This window comes from Thalassospira sp. CH_XMU1448-2 (genome assembly GCF_037027285.1).
GTDB lineage: Bacteria > Pseudomonadota > Alphaproteobacteria > Rhodospirillales > Thalassospiraceae > Thalassospira > Thalassospira profundimaris_C.
The window spans coordinates 274,534-290,763 of the sequence record NZ_JAYMEA010000003.1 but is presented as its reverse complement, the minus strand read 5'-3'; the positions used below and the strand labels follow the sequence as shown (position 1 = coordinate 290,763).

Annotated in this window: 15 protein-coding genes; 10 read left to right on the top strand and 5 right to left on the bottom strand. The window is 54.5% G+C overall.

The genetic code is table 11. The annotated features are described in order from the left end of the window. Nucleotides 1–66: 66 nt before the first annotated feature. Nucleotides 67–852 carry a hypothetical protein gene (locus tag WA318_RS13830; RefSeq protein ID WP_336081983.1) on the bottom strand — a complete coding sequence of 262 codons (786 nt, stop codon included), beginning with the start codon at nucleotides 850–852 and terminating at the stop codon, nucleotides 67–69. Further along, nucleotides 842–1,372 carry a sigma-70 family RNA polymerase sigma factor gene (locus WA318_RS13825; RefSeq protein ID WP_114098551.1) on the bottom strand — a complete coding sequence of 177 codons (531 nt, stop codon included), beginning with the start codon at nucleotides 1,370–1,372 and terminating at the stop codon, nucleotides 842–844. The genes WA318_RS13830 and WA318_RS13825 overlap by 11 nt, the downstream gene beginning before the upstream one ends. Nucleotides 1,373–1,569: 197 nt before the next feature. Here WA318_RS13825 and WA318_RS13820 point away from each other — a divergent pair, with 197 nt between their 5' ends. Next, nucleotides 1,570–2,439, top strand: a complete 870-nt coding sequence (locus WA318_RS13820) for a hypothetical protein (RefSeq protein ID WP_336081979.1) — start codon at nucleotides 1,570–1,572, stop codon at nucleotides 2,437–2,439. 217 nt (nucleotides 2,440–2,656) lie between these two features. On the opposite strand, the gene WA318_RS13815 is transcribed toward WA318_RS13820, so the two are convergent. Continuing rightward, nucleotides 2,657–3,871: an NADP-dependent isocitrate dehydrogenase gene (locus WA318_RS13815; RefSeq protein WP_114098553.1), complete on the bottom strand. Its 1,215-nt coding sequence runs from the start codon at nucleotides 3,869–3,871 to the stop codon at nucleotides 2,657–2,659. 421 nt (nucleotides 3,872–4,292) lie between these two features. Between WA318_RS13815 and WA318_RS13810 the strand changes: the two genes are divergently transcribed. Beyond that, nucleotides 4,293–4,466 carry a hypothetical protein gene (locus tag WA318_RS13810; protein ID WP_181850277.1) on the top strand — a complete coding sequence of 58 codons (174 nt, stop codon included), beginning with the start codon at nucleotides 4,293–4,295 and terminating at the stop codon, nucleotides 4,464–4,466. 152 nt (nucleotides 4,467–4,618) lie between these two features. Here the strand turns inward: WA318_RS13810 and WA318_RS13805 are convergent, their stop codons facing one another. Next, nucleotides 4,619–5,179 carry a MarR family winged helix-turn-helix transcriptional regulator gene (locus tag WA318_RS13805; RefSeq protein ID WP_336081976.1) on the bottom strand — a complete coding sequence of 187 codons (561 nt, stop codon included), beginning with the start codon at nucleotides 5,177–5,179 and terminating at the stop codon, nucleotides 4,619–4,621. Nucleotides 5,180–5,272: 93 nt separating this feature from the next. Here WA318_RS13805 and WA318_RS13800 point away from each other — a divergent pair, with 93 nt between their 5' ends. Together WA318_RS13800 and WA318_RS13795 are read left to right on the top strand one after the other, a co-directional pair. Then, the gene (locus WA318_RS13800; protein ID WP_336081974.1) at nucleotides 5,273–6,001 is read left to right on the top strand and encodes a hypothetical protein; all 729 of its coding nucleotides are present in this window, start codon (nucleotides 5,273–5,275) and stop codon (nucleotides 5,999–6,001) included. Between the two features lie 11 nt (nucleotides 6,002–6,012). After that, nucleotides 6,013–6,717 carry a glutamine amidotransferase gene (locus tag WA318_RS13795; protein ID WP_336081972.1) on the top strand — a complete coding sequence of 235 codons (705 nt, stop codon included), beginning with the start codon at nucleotides 6,013–6,015 and terminating at the stop codon, nucleotides 6,715–6,717. Here the strand turns inward: WA318_RS13795 and WA318_RS13790 are convergent. Beyond that, entirely contained in the window at nucleotides 6,698–7,369 is a 672-nt protein-coding gene (locus tag WA318_RS13790; protein WP_336081970.1) for a TetR/AcrR family transcriptional regulator, read from the bottom strand. The genes WA318_RS13795 and WA318_RS13790 overlap by 20 nt on opposite strands. Nucleotides 7,370–7,465: 96 nt before the next feature. Here WA318_RS13790 and WA318_RS13785 point away from each other — a divergent pair, with 96 nt between their 5' ends. The 6 genes from WA318_RS13785 to WA318_RS13760 all read left to right on the top strand — a co-directional run bounded on the left by WA318_RS13785 (nucleotide 7,466) and on the right by WA318_RS13760 (nucleotide 16,148). Next, nucleotides 7,466–8,569, top strand: a complete 1,104-nt coding sequence (locus WA318_RS13785; protein ID WP_336081968.1) for an HlyD family secretion protein — start codon at nucleotides 7,466–7,468, stop codon at nucleotides 8,567–8,569. After that, on the top strand, nucleotides 8,569–10,170 hold the full coding sequence (locus tag WA318_RS13780; protein ID WP_336081966.1) for a DHA2 family efflux MFS transporter permease subunit: 1,602 nt from the start codon (nucleotides 8,569–8,571) through the stop codon (nucleotides 10,168–10,170). Before WA318_RS13785 ends, WA318_RS13780 begins: the two co-directional genes overlap by 1 nt. Before the next feature lie 405 nt (nucleotides 10,171–10,575). Continuing rightward, a complete protein-coding gene (locus WA318_RS13775) occupies nucleotides 10,576–12,171 on the top strand; it encodes an arylsulfatase (RefSeq protein ID WP_336081964.1) in 1,596 nt (531 codons plus the stop codon). A 7-nt stretch (nucleotides 12,172–12,178) separates the two neighbouring features. Beyond that, nucleotides 12,179–13,183: a formylglycine-generating enzyme family protein gene (locus WA318_RS13770; protein WP_336081962.1), complete on the top strand. Its 1,005-nt coding sequence runs from the start codon at nucleotides 12,179–12,181 to the stop codon at nucleotides 13,181–13,183. Nucleotides 13,184–13,234: 51 nt separating this feature from the next. Continuing rightward, nucleotides 13,235–14,053 carry a transporter gene (locus tag WA318_RS13765; RefSeq protein WP_336081960.1) on the top strand — a complete coding sequence of 273 codons (819 nt, stop codon included), beginning with the start codon at nucleotides 13,235–13,237 and terminating at the stop codon, nucleotides 14,051–14,053. A gap of 283 nt (nucleotides 14,054–14,336) precedes the next feature. Beyond that, nucleotides 14,337–16,148: an autotransporter outer membrane beta-barrel domain-containing protein gene (locus WA318_RS13760; RefSeq protein WP_336081958.1), complete on the top strand. Its 1,812-nt coding sequence runs from the start codon at nucleotides 14,337–14,339 to the stop codon at nucleotides 16,146–16,148. Nucleotides 16,149–16,230 lie beyond the last annotated feature (82 nt).

The following is a 16,230-nucleotide window of genomic DNA, read 5'->3' as shown; positions in this document are numbered from 1 at the left end:
TTTTATCTGGTGTCTTGTGCCGCAACCGACAACGACGAAACCCCTTCTTCGTCGTTGTCGGCTGTCTTATAGTTTTTGTTTCGAGGGGGGCGCTTCCTCAAGGTCGGGAAGTTCAACGCCGGGGATCAGGCGATAAACCGTTTCCCACTGTCCTTCGCCCGTGCGACAGGCACGGCCATAAAAACCGTCTTGGGTTGCAGTGGCCGCATCGACCGGGAAAGTCACCCGATATTCACGGCAGAAACGCCCGCCCTGACGGAAGGTCCGCAAGGGTTCGATCTGGATGTCGGATGCGCTGTCGCGGGTCTGGTTCTGCGCCAGTGCAACATGACGGATGTCACCGCTCAGGGTTTTTTCAAGGGTCAGGCTGATTTCGTGATCAAGAACCGGATTACCAATCTGCGAGAAGGACGCCAGATGGGTGTCGGTCTTTGGGGCCAATACCACCTGATCATTGGTCAGGTTTTCATTGAACCAGTTGCCTCCAACAAAGGCCAGCAAGACAGCCGCAGCCGCACCGATGCCGGTCCAGATCGCGGTATTATTGTTTGCTGCACGCGCCTTAAGCGGACTTTCGGTCTGCTCATGGGCGGGATTTCTTTTGGCAACCGGCTTCTGATCAAGGATGTCGGCGATGCTTTTGCTCAGTTCCGGATAGACCCGGTCATTCAGCAAGCGGTCAGACTGGTTGCGCAAGACAATCGATTGCCCGGCCATGATGTTGAATTGCCGCGTCAGGACAGGACAATTTGCAATCCGGTCTTCAAGCTTGCGGCATTCCGTCGGTGCAAGTTCACCGTCGATATAGGCTGACAACAGGACGTAATCCTGTTCCTTGAGTTCAGTGGTCATGGCGAACCTCGCTGGATGCCGTCATATTTGTCAAATTGCTATCGTCGTCATGCAGGGCGGCCAGTATCTTGCGGGCGCGTGCAACGCGGCTCATGACCGTGCCATCGGGAACGCCCAATATGTCGCCAGCTTCGCGATAGCTGTATCCTTCAATCAAAACCAGTGTCATTGCCGCACGCTGATCTTCAACCAGTGATGCCATGGCTGCTTGCAGGAAAATCCGGTCGGTTCCGCCATGGTTTTGCATGGGAAGAGCCGTTTCACGCGCATCTTCAAACGAAATGACATTGCCACGTCGCTGGTCACGGCGCTTCTCGTCAATCCAGCTTGTCTGGATGATGCGATAAAGCCAGCTGTCAAGTCGCGTGCCCGGTTCGAATTGTTCGATCCGTTCGACCGCCTTTATATAAGCAGTCTGTACTAGGTCCTCGGCAGCGACGGCGTCGCGCGTCAATGACCTGGCAAACCGCAAGGCACGTGGCAGAAGATCAGCCAATTCTGAGCGAAGTGCGGTGTCCAAACCTGATGTCCCGTTTCGGTTTTCTGGGTTCTATTGTGCATATAACGTTCGCGCGGGGCTGTTTCTTCCGTCACAGTTTAAAAAAGTTTTGAAAATTATTTTCGGGGTTGAGGAAGAATTTGTTCAACCGGTGCGTTGTCCCAGCAAAGAACGCGAAATTCTGGACAATGGACTGGAGCTTTAAGATGGCAATCCAAATGAACAAATCACTTCGCAACAAGATGGTGACGGCTGGAATTCTGGGCTTTGGTGCCTTTGCACTGGTTGCAGCTCCGGTCTCCTTTGATTTCACGAAGTTTGACCTGTCGGGCAATACCGCCGTTGCGCAAGGCAATGGTAATGGCGGTGGCAATGGAAACGGTGGTGGTAACGGCAACGGTGGCGGTAACGGCAATTCCGGCGGCAATGGCGGTGGCAACGGTAATGGTGGCGGCAATGGCGGTGGCGCCAATGGCGACAGCGGTTCGGGCGGCCCCGATGGTCCGGGGAACAGCGGCAATGGCGGCGGCAATGGCAATGGCGGCGGCAATGGCAATGGTGGTGGCAACGGCAATGGAAACGGTGGTGGCAACGGCAACGGTGCCGATGGTCCAGGCAACAGTGCCGCAGCACGGTCAAGCGCACAGGGTCTTGGTCTCCAGTCCGGGGGCGTAGGACGGGGTGCGGCTTCGGCCGAAGGTGAAGAAGGCGAGGAAGGCGAAGTTGATGGAAAAAGCATGCCGCGGGGTATTGCAAATGCGCCTGGACTTGCCGGCGCGTTGCCGCCTGGTATCCAGCGCGTCTTTGGCGCGGCGACTGGCCCTGACGTTGATCCTGATGTCGAGCAGGAAATTATCACCCATGGCTGGAAAGAGCTGACCCGCCCGGATTCCGGCGATACCGGGGACACCCCCGATGATGGCGAGCCGGATACCGGTGACACGGGAGATACAGGTGATACCGGTGATACCGGTGACACAGGCGATACCGGTGATGCGGGTGACACAGGTGATGCCGGTGATACGGGAGACACAGGTGATACCGGTGATACGGGAGACACAGGTGATACCGGCGATACCGCAGCATAATAGTTCCCACGCAAAGCAGCTGATCCTGCTTTGACCGCTGCGGTCTGCACCCAGACCGCAGGTAACTGGAAACCCCGTCTGGTCCCCCGCCGGCGGGGTTCTTTTTATCCGCAATCAACGGGCAGAAATGCAAACCAGGGTGACAAAGAAAAAGCCCTCGCCGAGTGATCGGCGAGGGCCTTGATATTTGGCAAAGCAGCCAGCGTGATCAGATTGATCAGGCCATTGCAGCTTTCAGACCTTCGTCCAGTTTGTCGAGGAACTGGGTGGTGGTCAGCCATTTCTGGTTCGGACCGATCAGCAGTGCCAGATCCTTGGTCATGAAGCCTGCTTCGACGGTATCGACGCAAACTTTTTCAAGGGTTTCTGCAAACTTGACGACTTCCGGGGTACCATCGAACTCACCACGGTACTTGAGACCCTGGGTCCATGCAAAGATCGACGCAATCGGGTTGGTCGAGGTTTCTTTGCCCTGCTGGTGCTGGCGATAGTGGCGGGTAACGGTGCCGTGGGCCGCTTCTGCTTCAACGGTCTGCCCATCCGGGGTCATCAGAACAGAGGTCATCAGACCAAGCGAGCCAAAGCCTTGCGCAACGGTGTCAGACTGAACGTCGCCGTCATAGTTCTTACAAGCCCAAACGAAACCACCGTTCCATTTCATCGCACATGCAACCATGTCGTCGATCAGGCGGTGTTCGTAGGTGATGCCAGCGGCTTCGAACTTGTCTTTGAATTCAGTCTGGAAAACTTCTTCAAACAGGTCCTTGAAGCGACCGTCATAGGCTTTCATGATGGTGTTCTTGGTCGACAGGTAAACCGGCCAACCGAGCGACAGACCATAGTTCATGCAAGCACGTGCAAAGCCCTTGATCGAATCATCAAGGTTATACATCGACATCGCAACGCCCGAAGACGGGAAGTCGAAGACTTCGTGTTCGATGGCTTCGCCGCCGTCTGCCGGCTGGAACTTGATGGTCAGCTTGCCTGCGCCCGGAACCTTGAAGTCGGTCGCACGGTACTGGTCACCAAATGCGTGACGGCCGATAACGATCGGCTGGGTCCAACCCGGAACCAGACGCGGAACGTTGTTGCAGATGATCGGCTGGCGGAAAACGGTACCGCCGATGATGTTGCGGATGGTGCCGTTCGGTGACTTCCACATCTTTTTCAGGCCGAATTCTTCAACGCGCTGCTCATCAGGGGTGATGGTTGCGCATTTGACGCCGACGCGGTGTTCCTTGATGGCGTTTGCCGCATCAATGGTGATCTGGTCGTCGGTCTCGTCACGTTTCTGAACCGAAAGATCGTAGTATTTCAGGTCAACGTCGAGATACGGAAGGATCAGCTTGTTTTTAATGAAGTCCCAGATGATCCGGGTCATTTCGTCGCCGTCAAGTTCGACGATCGGATTCTTAACTTGAATCTTGCTCATAGAATACTCCCTTGCTGGCCGCGGCCAGAATACAGCGCGGCTGCCATTCAAGATGGTTAATCTTTGTCTTCCGGCGCGCGAGGGAGCGCCCTGGCCGCGTCGGGAGCCCGCAACATACAGGAACCCATCAGAAAATCAAAGAGGGCGACGCAACTTACCTGTAGTCATTCGTTCAATTGCGTATTCTTGTGTCGTAAGAAGGTGCGTTTGTGCGGGTTTGCGCGTTGGAAAAGCGCATGTTTGTCCGGCATTTACGGGCATGATTGCGCAAATTTCAAAGCAGGTGACAGATCAATTGTATTTTGCAGTCGCATGATCCGGATCAAAGAAGGTCGAACCGAAATGGTTCTAAACTGCATGCATTGATGCAAGGCGGCGAAGACTCCGCCACGCATTAAGGTTTGGCAAAAAGGGGGCTGTCATGAACTTGGCGACCGAAAACATCATTGTTCTGATCATCTGCGTTATCGGCTTTTGCCTGCTTGGTTTCGGCTTTACCAATCGTGATCGTAACTGGGGCGTCACTATGATGTGGGGCGGCGTCCTGACCATGCTTGGTCCGATAGCTTGGCGACTGCTGACCCTGTTTGCATAAAAAGTGTCAGATACTTTTAGACACGGGCATGCTCGCAGATCGGGCAGCTCTTGAAATCTTCTGATCCGGTTCTGTTCTGGATAAGGGTCTAATCGCGCAGAATTTCTCTCTTCGCGCGACCAATGGGGCACTCAACGCCGATTAGCGCAAGATTACTTTTCGTGCTCAGCACAAATTTTTTCAGCGTCCTTGTCTGACAACGGCACGTTCAAAAGCCCGCAACGATGTGACGCGCCAGCGTGTTCGGGGTTGTCCGTCCGCAGGAAAAAGCGGCAGCTTGCACAAATTCCAAAGCTTTTCGCATTGTTACGAAGGATTGCCTCATTCAGAACGTGTGAAAGGGCCTCTTGCAGGGACAAGCCGTTCCGGGTTGCTTCGATGCAGGAAGCGAGTTTTTGCCGCGGGTCATTTGTCAGGTGCTGTTGTCCCAGTGGGGTAAGGGCAATATCCACCGAGCGTTTGTCGCGAGCACTGGGCGTGCGCTTGATGCACTCTTTTTTCTCCAGTGAAATCAATGTTTGGGACACCGTCCCGCGCGTTGAGCCGAGATATTCTGCAAGTGCGGCTGGCGTTCTTGAAAAGCGGTTGGCTTTGGCAAGATAGCGTAATGCTTCCCATTGTGCCGGGTTTAGCTGGCCTTTTTGTTCTTCGGCCTGCATCAGGCGGGCGATCCGTTCGATCAGATCTGCCGCCTTATGTGCGTCGGTATTCATTTTGATAGCTACTCGATACTAAACAATTGACCTTCTCGCGGTCTGCGAATATAGATAATAGCGACTCGATACTATTATTACAAGGATCGCAAAATGACTGCACGTATTCTCCCCTTGGCTGGCGCCATCCTGATTTCAGGATTGATTGAAAGCTCAGCATATGCACACCAGATTGAAGCTCCCCTGACTGCGGATTACCCTGCATTTGATATTCATCATGCAGATATCGTTCGCAAAGATACAAGCCTTGAATTCACCATGTATTTCAAGGGGCGTCCAGGAACCAAAACACCAGATGCACACGGACAATTGGCAGGCGCCCCGGTGTGGTCATATGTGTGGCCAACCTCGATTGACACCTCTGTAATCGGTTTTGATGCAGATGCTGGTATTCTGTCGTTTGCGGTAACGTCCCATCCAGACTTTGATGACACGCCTCTTTTTGATGAAGACGGTGATGGAGATCCGGAAAATGACGGCCGCCGCTGGCATTCGCATTGGGTGGTTCTTGTGCCGGATGACGCCTGTGGGCCGAACGGGTTGAAGGTTCGCGATATTCCCGAGGGCGCAACACCCAACCTACCCAAAACCTGGCCGGGCCTTCCTATTCTGATCGACAGTCCCGGTTGGCATCCGCGCTTTACCCAGGACAGTCTGGTCGTGACGGTCCCATTTGATGCACAAGCTGATCTTGAAGGGGCCAATTTTGATGCGGTGACGGCTGCCTTGCAGGTGAATGCCAGCGTTCATGATCCACTTTTGTGTGTGACCGATGTCTTTGAAGCTGCCGGTGGTTTGAAAATGCCCGGCACGATAAACTAAGGGAGCCGCCGATGGGGAAAACAGCAATCGCCATTCGTCATGTCGGGTTTGAGAGCCTTGGTGCTTTTGCCCCGGCGATAAGGGCAGCGGGATATGAAATTCTCTATCATGATGTCGGTATCGATGACCGGGAACGATTGGCAACACTGGACCCCGATCTATTGATCGTCCTTGGGGGCCCCATCGGCGCGCATGATGAACGCAACTATCCCTTTCTTACGGATTATATCCGTTTTATTGCCAAGCGACTGGAACGTGGCTGGCCGATGATGGGAATCTGCCTTGGCGCACAACTGATTGCGCGGGCAGCCGGAAGCCGTGTGTATCCCGGGACAGTGAAGGAAATCGGTTTTTCTCCGATCACACTCACCGAAGCCGGGCAGAAATCATGTTTGGCGGTTTTTCAGGAAAGCCCGACAACTTTGCACTGGCACGGAGATACTTTTGATTTGCCACGAGGTGCGCAGCTTCTGGCAAGCAGTCAGCTATATGAAAACCAGGCCTTTTCCCTGGGTGAGAACATTATTGCGTTCCAATTCCATCCAGAGGCAACATCAACTGGTTTTGAGCAATGGCTGATTGGTCACACAGCAGAACTGGCGGGTGCTGGTATAAATATCCCCCGGCTTCGCGCTGATGCGAAGATGCTTGGGGAGTCACTGGACAAAAAGGCCAGCATTGTCTGCAGGTCCTGGCTCAATCAAATTCAGGTTTGATTGGCGAGCCATCTGCGTTGCTATTGCCAGGTTCAATGCCATAGCCGCGCAGAAACATATCGACCGCGGCGATGACATGGGCATGCAAATCTTTGGCCTGAGGTTCCCATCCCACATAGGTCATTTGCCGGAAGTCATAGTCGGCCTTAAGCAGGCTGGTGAAAAAGACAGCGGCCTGTTTCGGATCGTTCTTTGGAAACTTGCCTTCTTCCATCTGGCGTTCGAAATAGGATGTAATGATACGGCGACCGGTCATAAGGCCGCTTTCATAAAACACCTTCCCAAGGTGCGGGAAGCGGGGCACTTCGGCCAGAAACAGCCGCATATAGCGAATGGTGTCTGGCGTGGTCAAAAGCGTCATCAAGGTTTCGCCAAAATGAATAAGCGCCTGCCGCAACGGCAATTGCGACAGTTCAAGATCGGCCATGATTGATGTGATCCGGCCGGTGCAATCGCGAATGACCGCCTCGAAGACACCATCCTTGTTGCCAAACAGCTCATAGATCGTTCGGCGTGATCCGCCAGCCTCGGCCGTGATCATTTCCAGTGTCGTGCCCGCAAGTCCATGTTCGCAAAACAGTTCTCGCGCCGCCTCGATCATGGCTTCGCGGCGTTTCAGCGTTCTGGGGTCGATCTTTTTTGCGTCAGACAAATGATTTGTTCCAATTCGGTACTTGACGGTTGGTACTGATTGGTACCATAAATGCGTAAATGGTACTGATCAATACCAAAAGGATTTAGCAGGACAATGAGTGTGAAGAAAATCATCCTGCCCCTGATCGCTGTGGCGGTTATCGGTGGCGGTGGATATTACGGGTTCTACTGGGTGACCGAGGGTCAGTACTTTGAAAGTACCGACAATGCCTATTTGCAGGCAGACGAGGTTGCCATCTCACCCAAGGTATCTGGCTATGTTGGCGAGCTTGCAGTTGAAGAAAACCAGTCGGTTCGCAAGGGGGATCTTCTGATGTCGATCAAGGATGAGGATTATCGTCTTGAAGTCGCGCAGGCGACCGCAACCCTTGAAGCGCGCCAGTCTGCTGTGACTACCATGGACGAACAGATCACCTTGCAGGAAGCCGCAATCGAGCAGGCTGGTGCTAATGTTCGTATTGCCAGGGTCGAACTGGATCGTACGACCGAGGATTTCCAGCGCTATCAGGATCTGGTCAAAAAGGGTGCGGCAAGCCGTCAGAAATTCGACTATGCCAAGGCCGACCGTCAGAAAGCGCAGGCACAGGTTGCTGCGGCCAATGCGACGCTGGCTGTTGAAAAGGGCCGTCTGGGTGTTTTGCGCGCCCAGAAGATCGAAGCCGAGCGTGCCGTAAGTCAGGCTCAGGCAGCCCGCAACCTGGCGATGCAGGCACTTGATGACACCAAAATCTATGCCCCGTTTGATGGCGTGGTCGGGAACCGTTCGGTTCAGACCGGCGCGCTGGTCCAGCCGGGCGAGCAGCTTCTGGTTCTGGTGCCGTTGTCGGGCGTTTATGTTGTGGCCAATTTCAAGGAAACCCAGATCGAACACATGGCCCATGGCCAGAAGGTCCGGATTGAAATAGATGCATTCCCGAATGCAGATATCACTGGTCAGGTCGAAAGCTTTGCCCCGGCAACCGGCGCACAATTCAGCCTGTTGCCGCCGGAGAATGCGACCGGCAATTTCACCAAAATCACCCAGCGTGTGCCGATCCGTATCTCGCTTGACGATAGTAAGTGGGCGGCTGCCTTGCGTCCGGGACTTTCGGTTGTGGTTGATGTCGATACCCGCGATGCTGACGGATCCCGGCATATTGCAGGATCGGGACTTGCCGAAAATATCATTCCGTCCACGGAAGTCTCGGAGCTTAACTGATGAGCGGTTCGGCAACCAGCGCAGGCCCGTCCGCACCGCAAGCCATTCCCGATGCAGGCCAGCACGTGGACAATGCCCAGTTCATTGGCTGGGTGGCGATGGTTGTGGGGATGTTTCTGGCGATCCTTGATATTCAGATCGTGGCGAGCTCGCTTGAAAACATTCAGGCAGGCCTGTCTGCCAGCCCCGATGAAATCGGCTGGGTTCAGACCAGTTACCTGATTGCCGAGGTCGTGATGATCCCGCTTTCGGGGTTCCTGTCGCGGCTGTTTTCTACACGCTGGCTGTTTGTGATGTCGGCAATCGGTTTCACCGTCATGTCGATTGCATCGGCCTTTGCCTGGTCGATTGAAAGCATGATCTGGTTCCGTGCGGCCCAGGGGTTCCTTGGCGGGGCGATGATCCCGACCGTCTTTGCCACGACCTATATCATTTTCCCGCCCGAAAAGCGCAATGGCGCATCGGTGATGATCGGCCTGATTGCGACCATGGCACCGACCATTGGACCGACGCTGGGCGGATTCCTGACGCAATCGCTGTCCTGGCACTGGCTGTTTCTGATCAATGTTGTGCCGGGTCTTTTGATCGCAGCTGTGGTTGCCCTGACGCTCAGGATCGACAAGGGTGACAGATCGCTTCTCAAGGGGTTTGACCTTACCGGTCTTCTGGCGATGGCAGTGTTTCTTGGCAGCCTGGAATATGTTCTGGACGAAGGGCCCAAGGATGACTGGTTTGATGAAACCGCAATTATCTATGGCACGATTACCTGTGTGATTGCGGGCGTCTTTTTCTTTTGGCGCATGTTCAGTTACGACAAGCCGATAGTTGATCTGAAGTCCTTTTCCGATCGCAATTTTACCATGGGCTGCATTTTCAGCTTTACGCTTGGCATCGGGCTTTATGGCAGTGTCTATATCATGCCGCTGATGCTTAGCCGCGTGCGAGGCTATGACAGTCTTGAGATCGGTATGATCATGGCCGTCACCGGTGTTGCCCAGTTCCTTTCAGCCCCGATTGCCGGTCGGTTGACCGCGAAATTCCCGCCGCGTGTGGTGCTGGGGATCGGGCTTGTGCTTTTTGCAACCGGTCTTGCCATGCACGGCTTTAATACCAGCGAAGTTTCGTTTAACGAGCTGATTTTCCCGCAGATCGTGCGCGGTGCCGCCTTGATGTTTTGTATGCTGCCGATCACCAACCTTGCGCTCGGCACCTTGCCGCCCGAAAAGATCAAGAATGCCAGCGGGCTTTATAACCTGATGCGCAACCTTGGCGGCGCGATCGGCATGGCGGCAATCAACACGCTTCTCGATAAGCGCATTGACTATCATTTCTCGCTTCTGTCCGAGCATATCAATCCGGCAAGCAACGCCTTCAAGGAATATCTGGCAACCGTGATCGCACGCTATTCCGAGATGGGCATTGCCGATCCGCATGCCGCGGCTATGAAGTTCATTGTCAATCTGGTCAATCGCGAGGCATCGATCATTTCGTTTAATGATGTCTATCTTGCGATGGCCGTAACCTTCTTTATCGCCTTCTTGTTGCTACCATTTGCCAAACCACCGCGCGCGCAGGCCGCTGGTGGCGGTGGCGGACATTAACAAACAGGAATACGCATCAGAAACGGGCCGCACATTTATTCCCCGACCCCGCGAGCTTTTCCCGCTCGAGTGCGGCCTGGCCGGCCCCCGTTTTACGGGGGTCGGCATTTTTTTATTTGTTGCGGATTTGTGTATTAGTTGGGTTTTTGGATTATCTTATTCAATTTCAGGTGGTTGTGCGGTATCATGGACGAAATATAAGAAAAGCCCCACAGGATACGGATACAACTCGGAGGCATCTGTTCCGTTGGCGACACATCGTCTTGGTCCCGCATCTACCAAAACCTGAACGTGATGGTCGTTCCTGTCCTGAAGGAAACACGTTGCCGCTCTCAATACCACCGACTGGTATGGATGCGGTCATTTGTGTGCACATCACACATGCCCTGTTTCAAGGAGCAGACGATGAAGCGATTTCTATTTACAGCAATGCTGACATGTTCGGTTATCGGAACGACAAGTGTCGTATCCGCGCAAGATAACTCGGGACAGAACAAACCCAATATCCTTGTGATCTGGGGCGATGATATCGGCTGGCAGAACGTGTCCGCCTATGGTCTTGGTACCATGGGCTACACGACACCCAATATTGACCGTGTTGCCAATGAAGGTATCAAGTTTACCGACCATTATGCACAGCCCAGCTGTACTGCTGGGCGCGCTGCCTTTATCACCGGTCAATATCCGATCCGTTCGGGCATGACAACGGTTGGGCAGCCCGGTGCAACACTTGGTCTGCAAAAAGAATCTCCGACGCTTGCCGAACTTCTCAAGGAAGAAGGCTATCGCACCGGTCAGTTCGGCAAGAACCATCTTGGTGATCGCAATGAACATTTGCCGACGGTTCACGGATTTGACGAATTCTTTGGCAATCTTTATCACCTGAACACGCAGGAAGAGTCCGAACAGCGTGACTACCAGCGTTTCGCCAAGGACTTTGCAGGTTCGGTCGAAGAATATGACAAGCGTTTTGGCACGCGCGGCGTTCTTCACAGCTTTGCCACCGACCAAGATAACAGCACCGTTGATCCACGTTTTGGCCGTGTCGGCAAACAGATGATTCAGGATACCGGCCCGCTGACACAGGAACGCATGAAGGAATTTGACAGCGCCGAGGTGATCCCGGCTGCCCTGAGCTTCATGACCGCTGCGAAGGACGCCAATGAACCGTTCTTTGTCTGGCTTAATACCAGCCGCATGCATCTATACACCCGCCTTGATGACAAGTGGCGTTATGCCGCCGAGGAATACACGTCCGAGGCCGATTATCACGGCAGTGGCATGCTTCAGCATGACCACGATATCGGCACTGTACTGGACTGGCTGGAACAGCAGGGTCTGGCTGACAATACCATCATCTGGTATTCGACCGATAACGGTCCGGAACATGCATCATGGCCCCACGGGGCAACCACGCCGTTCCGCGGTGAAAAAATGACGACCTACGAAGGCGGTGTGCGCGTTCCTTCCATGATCCGCTGGCCGGGTAATCTGCAACCGGGCCGGACCCTGAATGGTATTCAGGGCCATCAGGACATGTTCACATCCCTTGCCGCGGCGGCAGGCATCGACGATGCAGCCAAAAAGGTGATGGATGAACAGAGCCAGTATATCGATGGTGTGAACAACCTGCCGTACTGGCAAGGTGAAACGGACAAATCAGCCCGTGATCACATCTTCTATTACTTTGAAAGTCAGCTGACGGCTGTGCGCATGGGGCCATGGAAATGGCACTTTGCCACCAAGGAAGACTATTACGACAACATGACACCGCGTAACTTCCCCATGGTGTTCAACCTTCGGATGGATCCGTTCGAAAGTTATGACAGCATCGATTCCTATGGGCATCTCGCCCAAAAGGTATCCTGGCAGGTCCAGCCGATGAATGTCCTGATTGCCGATCACCTGCAAACATTGGCGAAATATCCGCCGGTACAGGGCGGGGCCACATTTGACATGTCGCGTCTTGTGGAAGATTTCCTTGCCAAAGGACGACAGTAACGTGGGAATGCGTTTGATACCTGATCAGCCCGGCCGTTTGGGCCGGGCTGTCCCGATCTTGCTGGCAGTGCTTTTTTCTTCTGCTGGCGCACTGGCCGAAGAAAAGCCGATGCCCGAATTTGTCGAAATCAAAGGCGGGACTTTCATGATGGGGGATACCCGTCATTACCGCGAGGAAACGCCGGTGCATCGGGTGACTGTTTCATCCTTTGCCATCAGTCGAACTGAAATTACCAATGCCCAGTTTGCCGCCTTTGTTGCGGAAACCGGATATGTGACCTCGGTCGAACGGCCGCTCGACCCGGCTAAATATCCGGGCGTTCCAGACGAACTCCTTAAGGCGGGGTCCATGGTTTTTGCCCAGCCGACCGATGATGTGGATATGGGCGATCTGCGCAACTGGTGGCGCTATATCGCCGGGGCAGACTGGCGTCATCCGGCCGGACCGGGAAGCACGATCGAAGGACTGGAAGATCATCCGGTGGTGCAGGTCTCCGTCGAAGATGCCCGTGCCTATGCCAAGTGGGCTGGCGGGCGGCTTCCGACCGAGGCCGAATGGGAATTCGCCGCGCGCGGTGGTCTTGATGGTATGGATTACAGCTGGGGTGACAGCTATAGCCCGCTTGAAGGATGGAAAGCAAACAGCTGGCAGGGAACCTTTCCGAAAACCGATCTGGCAGATGACGGACATCACGGCACGGCCCCGGTCGGCAGTTTTGACCCGAACGGGTACGGGCTTTCGGATATGGCGGGCAATGTCTGGGAACATGTGTCGGACTGGTGGGTGCCCGGGCATCCCCAAACCGATCAAACCGATCCCGATGGCCCACCTTTAAAGCTTGCGGCGCGCTTTGCCAGTCCTGCGGTCGGTCCGATGACCGTGGTCAAGGGCGGATCGTGGCTTTGTGCACCGAATTTTTGTCTGCGCTATCGTCCGGCTGCCCGACAGCCCGCCGAAAGCCATATCGGGTCAAACCATATCGGATTCCGGATTGCACGTGATGTGAATTGAAACAGGGATCGAAGAGGTTTCTGCCGCTTGTGAAGAACGAAGGAGACAGTGATGTCCAATCTGTTGAGAAGACTGTCGATCACTTTTTTGGGCGCATTGACCTGTGTTTGCGGGTTCTCGTCCCTGACATTGGCGCAGGAAGGCGATGCCGATCTTGCCAAGAAACTGTCAAATCCGGTGGCCAATCTGATCAGTTTGCCATTTCAGGCCAACTATGATCATGGCTATGGTTCCGAAGACGGCAGCAAGTTCTATGTCAATGTGCAGCCGGTCATGCCTGTCAGTCTTAATGAAGACTGGAACCTGATTTCGCGGACGATTTTGCCGGTCGTTTATCAGAATGACATCAATGGCAATAGCGGTACGGATACCGGCATCGGCGATACGGTACAAAGTTTGTTTTTATCGCCAACTGAACCGGGCCCCGGCGGGCTGGTTTGGGGTGCCGGGCCTGTTTTCCTGTTGCCCACTGCGTCGGAAAGCAGCCTTGGTCTTGATCAATGGGGTGCAGGACCGACGGCAGTCGGATTGTTCATGAAGGATGCCTGGACCGTTGGTGTTCTGAGTAATCATATCTGGGGCACCGATGACGGATCAGCTGCATCGGCAACCAATGCCACATTCCTGCAGCCTTTCATCAATTACACGACGCCCGATGCATGGACCTTCGCACTTAATACCGAAAGTACCTATGACTGGAACGCCGAAAAATGGTCGGTTCCGGTTAACGGTATTGTGTCGAAACTGGTCGATGTTGGCGGGCAGAAAGTCAGTCTGGGTGCTGGCGTTCGCTATTGGGTCGATGGCCCGGATGCTGGTCCTGACGGATGGGGGGCACGGTTCATCCTGACGTTCCTGTTCCCGAAATAGCTGCCATTCAGGGGGCAGGAAGCGGCCGAACGGGGCTTGGTCGATGAACCCTGAACGAACAGAAACTCGTTCGGGGTTCTGATTGTCACTGTAAATTGTCTGCATGCAGATGCTTTTCCTGACGCAAATTTGCGCTAGACTGAACAATAAAAGAACCGGGTGGTTGGGGTTGGTTAAAAGTAGACGGCGTTCCGTTATCGGGGCGTGAGAAGGATTGCGATCAAAATAGTGCCATGGTGAGAAGCCGGTAAATGGCCATTGCAATCAAAGCGGGGAGCTGGGCGTGCGGCGATCAAAAGTGTATCAGTATGCGATGTGCGGGGTGGGCGCATTGCTGGTAAGTGCATCAATGTCCGCGGCGCGCGCAGCCAGTTGCTCGGCCGAAGGCGGGTTGATTTTCCTTGGCAAGACCTCGGATAAGGCAAATTCCTTGTGGTTGTCAGGCACAAGTTCAGGCGCTTTTCGTCTTGATGCCGCCGGGACAACCAAGGATACCTGGAGCCAGACACGTGGCGGATTGCATCTGACGCTTTCGGACGTTGTTTCGCCGGGAAATGGTGGTGTTCATCACCTTTATGACAATAGTGGTTCGGGCTGTTTGCTTGACAGTCAGAACCAGCGTGGCGGATTTAACCTGCCGCCGATCGGCAAGCTGTTTCCCGATTTCCTGACACCCGAAATTCCCGTGGCGACCAAACCGCCAATCTGGATCGTACCGCCGGTCGGGATTACCCCGGAAATTCCGGTCCTGAGACCGCCGGGGATCGGTATCACGCCTGAAATCCCGATTATCGTCGCGCCACCGGTTGATGTCCTTCCGCCAATCGGTGTATTGCCCCCGACAGGGATTACCCCGGAAATTCCGGTGATCACACCGCCGCCGGTTGGTATTACGCCGGAAGTGCCGATTGCAACCAGACCACCGATTGGGGTGTTACCCCCGACAGGGATCACGCCGGAAATTCCGGTGATCACCCCGCCACCGGTCGGTATTACGCCGGAAGTGCCGGTGATTACATCCCCGGACCCCGAAATACCAACGGTTCCGCCGACGATCAGTGTTCCCGAAACCGTTGCGAATGCCGAACTTTCAAAGCGGCCGGAGGACTTCCTTTCCGGTGATACCTGCGCCATTCTTGAAGGTGGCGGGCAGCTTTATCGCAACGAAGAGGGTCTTGTTTTTACCGCCCCCTGTACGCTTGTCCGGCAGGGCGGATATCAGGGAATTACGGTTGCCTCCTTGCTTGAGCAATCAGATGTGCCTTTGACATCCGGGCGGCAGTTCGTGGCCGAACCCCTTTGGAATTTCTGGACAGAAACGCGCGGCGTCTATGCCCGGGACCGTCGTCACAATCTGGATATCGAAGGGTATAGCGGATCAGTTATTGCGGGATTTGATCGCAATTTTGATAACGAAACGGTTGTTGGCGTTTCCGGATCGTTTGAAAGCAGTGGCTCTGACGGTTATGACGGTGGGCTTGTCAACGAGGCCTATGGCATTTCCGTCGGGCCCTATTTTGCCCATCGTCTGTCACGGGAATGGGCGGTTCAGGGATCGCTTGGCTATATGCTGCGCCATAACGATCTTGATGTTGTGGTGCTTGAGGGCGACTATTTTTCCCATCAGCTGTCGGCTGCCACCGCCCTTCACGGGCAGTATAATTATAAGGACTGGACGCTGCGTCCGCGCGTCGGCCTTTCCTATGCCGAGACCTTTACCGAGGCCTATGATCTCAGTGGTACTGTGTCCAATACCCCGGTCAAGGTCGATATCGGTTCGGATCATTTCAGCTTTGGCGAGGCCGAAATTGCCGGTGAGGCCAGCACCTATGTCGAGCTTGAGGGCAATCTTCTGGGCATACCCTATGGCGAGCTCGGCCTGCGTTATGCCTTTGACCGGCCCAATGACGGCAAGATCCTTTCGGGGAACCTGACGCTTGAGGAAACATCAGACGTGACCGGTACACTGCGTGGCGGGATGCGGTTTATTTATGATGACCGGATCTATTTTGATGTCGGGGCGGGCTATCTCAGTCTCGGGCAGAACGGCCTTGATATCTGGGAAGCCAAGGCACGTGTTTCATTTGCCTTCTGATCGCTTGCCCGGACAGTTGCACGCCAAAAAAAACGCCCGGGTGGGGGCCCGGGCGTTTTGACCTTTCGGGGGAGACTCCGAA

What these genes read in the sequence shown, in the direction of transcription:
- WA318_RS13820 (WP_336081979.1), top strand. Translation starts at nt 1,570, where the DNA reads ATGAACAAATCACTTCGCAACAAGATGGTGACGGCTGGAATTCTGGGC.
- WA318_RS13775 (WP_336081964.1), top strand. Translation starts at nt 10,576, where the DNA reads ATGAAGCGATTTCTATTTACAGCAATGCTGACATGTTCGGTTATCGGA.
- WA318_RS13785 (WP_336081968.1), top strand. Translation starts at nt 7,466, where the DNA reads ATGAGTGTGAAGAAAATCATCCTGCCCCTGATCGCTGTGGCGGTTATC.
- WA318_RS13830 (WP_336081983.1), bottom strand. Translation starts at nt 852, where the DNA reads ATGACCACTGAACTCAAGGAACAGGATTACGTCCTGTTGTCAGCCTAT.
- WA318_RS13815 (WP_114098553.1), bottom strand. Translation starts at nt 3,871, where the DNA reads ATGAGCAAGATTCAAGTTAAGAATCCGATCGTCGAACTTGACGGCGAC.
- WA318_RS13795 (WP_336081972.1), top strand. Translation starts at nt 6,013, where the DNA reads ATGGGGAAAACAGCAATCGCCATTCGTCATGTCGGGTTTGAGAGCCTT.
- WA318_RS13765 (WP_336081960.1), top strand. Translation starts at nt 13,235, where the DNA reads ATGTCCAATCTGTTGAGAAGACTGTCGATCACTTTTTTGGGCGCATTG.
- WA318_RS13780 (WP_336081966.1), top strand. Translation starts at nt 8,569, where the DNA reads ATGAGCGGTTCGGCAACCAGCGCAGGCCCGTCCGCACCGCAAGCCATT.
- WA318_RS13805 (WP_336081976.1), bottom strand. Translation starts at nt 5,179, where the DNA reads ATGAATACCGACGCACATAAGGCGGCAGATCTGATCGAACGGATCGCC.
- WA318_RS13800 (WP_336081974.1), top strand. Translation starts at nt 5,273, where the DNA reads ATGACTGCACGTATTCTCCCCTTGGCTGGCGCCATCCTGATTTCAGGA.
- WA318_RS13810 (WP_181850277.1), top strand. Translation starts at nt 4,293, where the DNA reads ATGAACTTGGCGACCGAAAACATCATTGTTCTGATCATCTGCGTTATC.
- WA318_RS13770 (WP_336081962.1), top strand. Translation starts at nt 12,179, where the DNA reads ATGCGTTTGATACCTGATCAGCCCGGCCGTTTGGGCCGGGCTGTCCCG.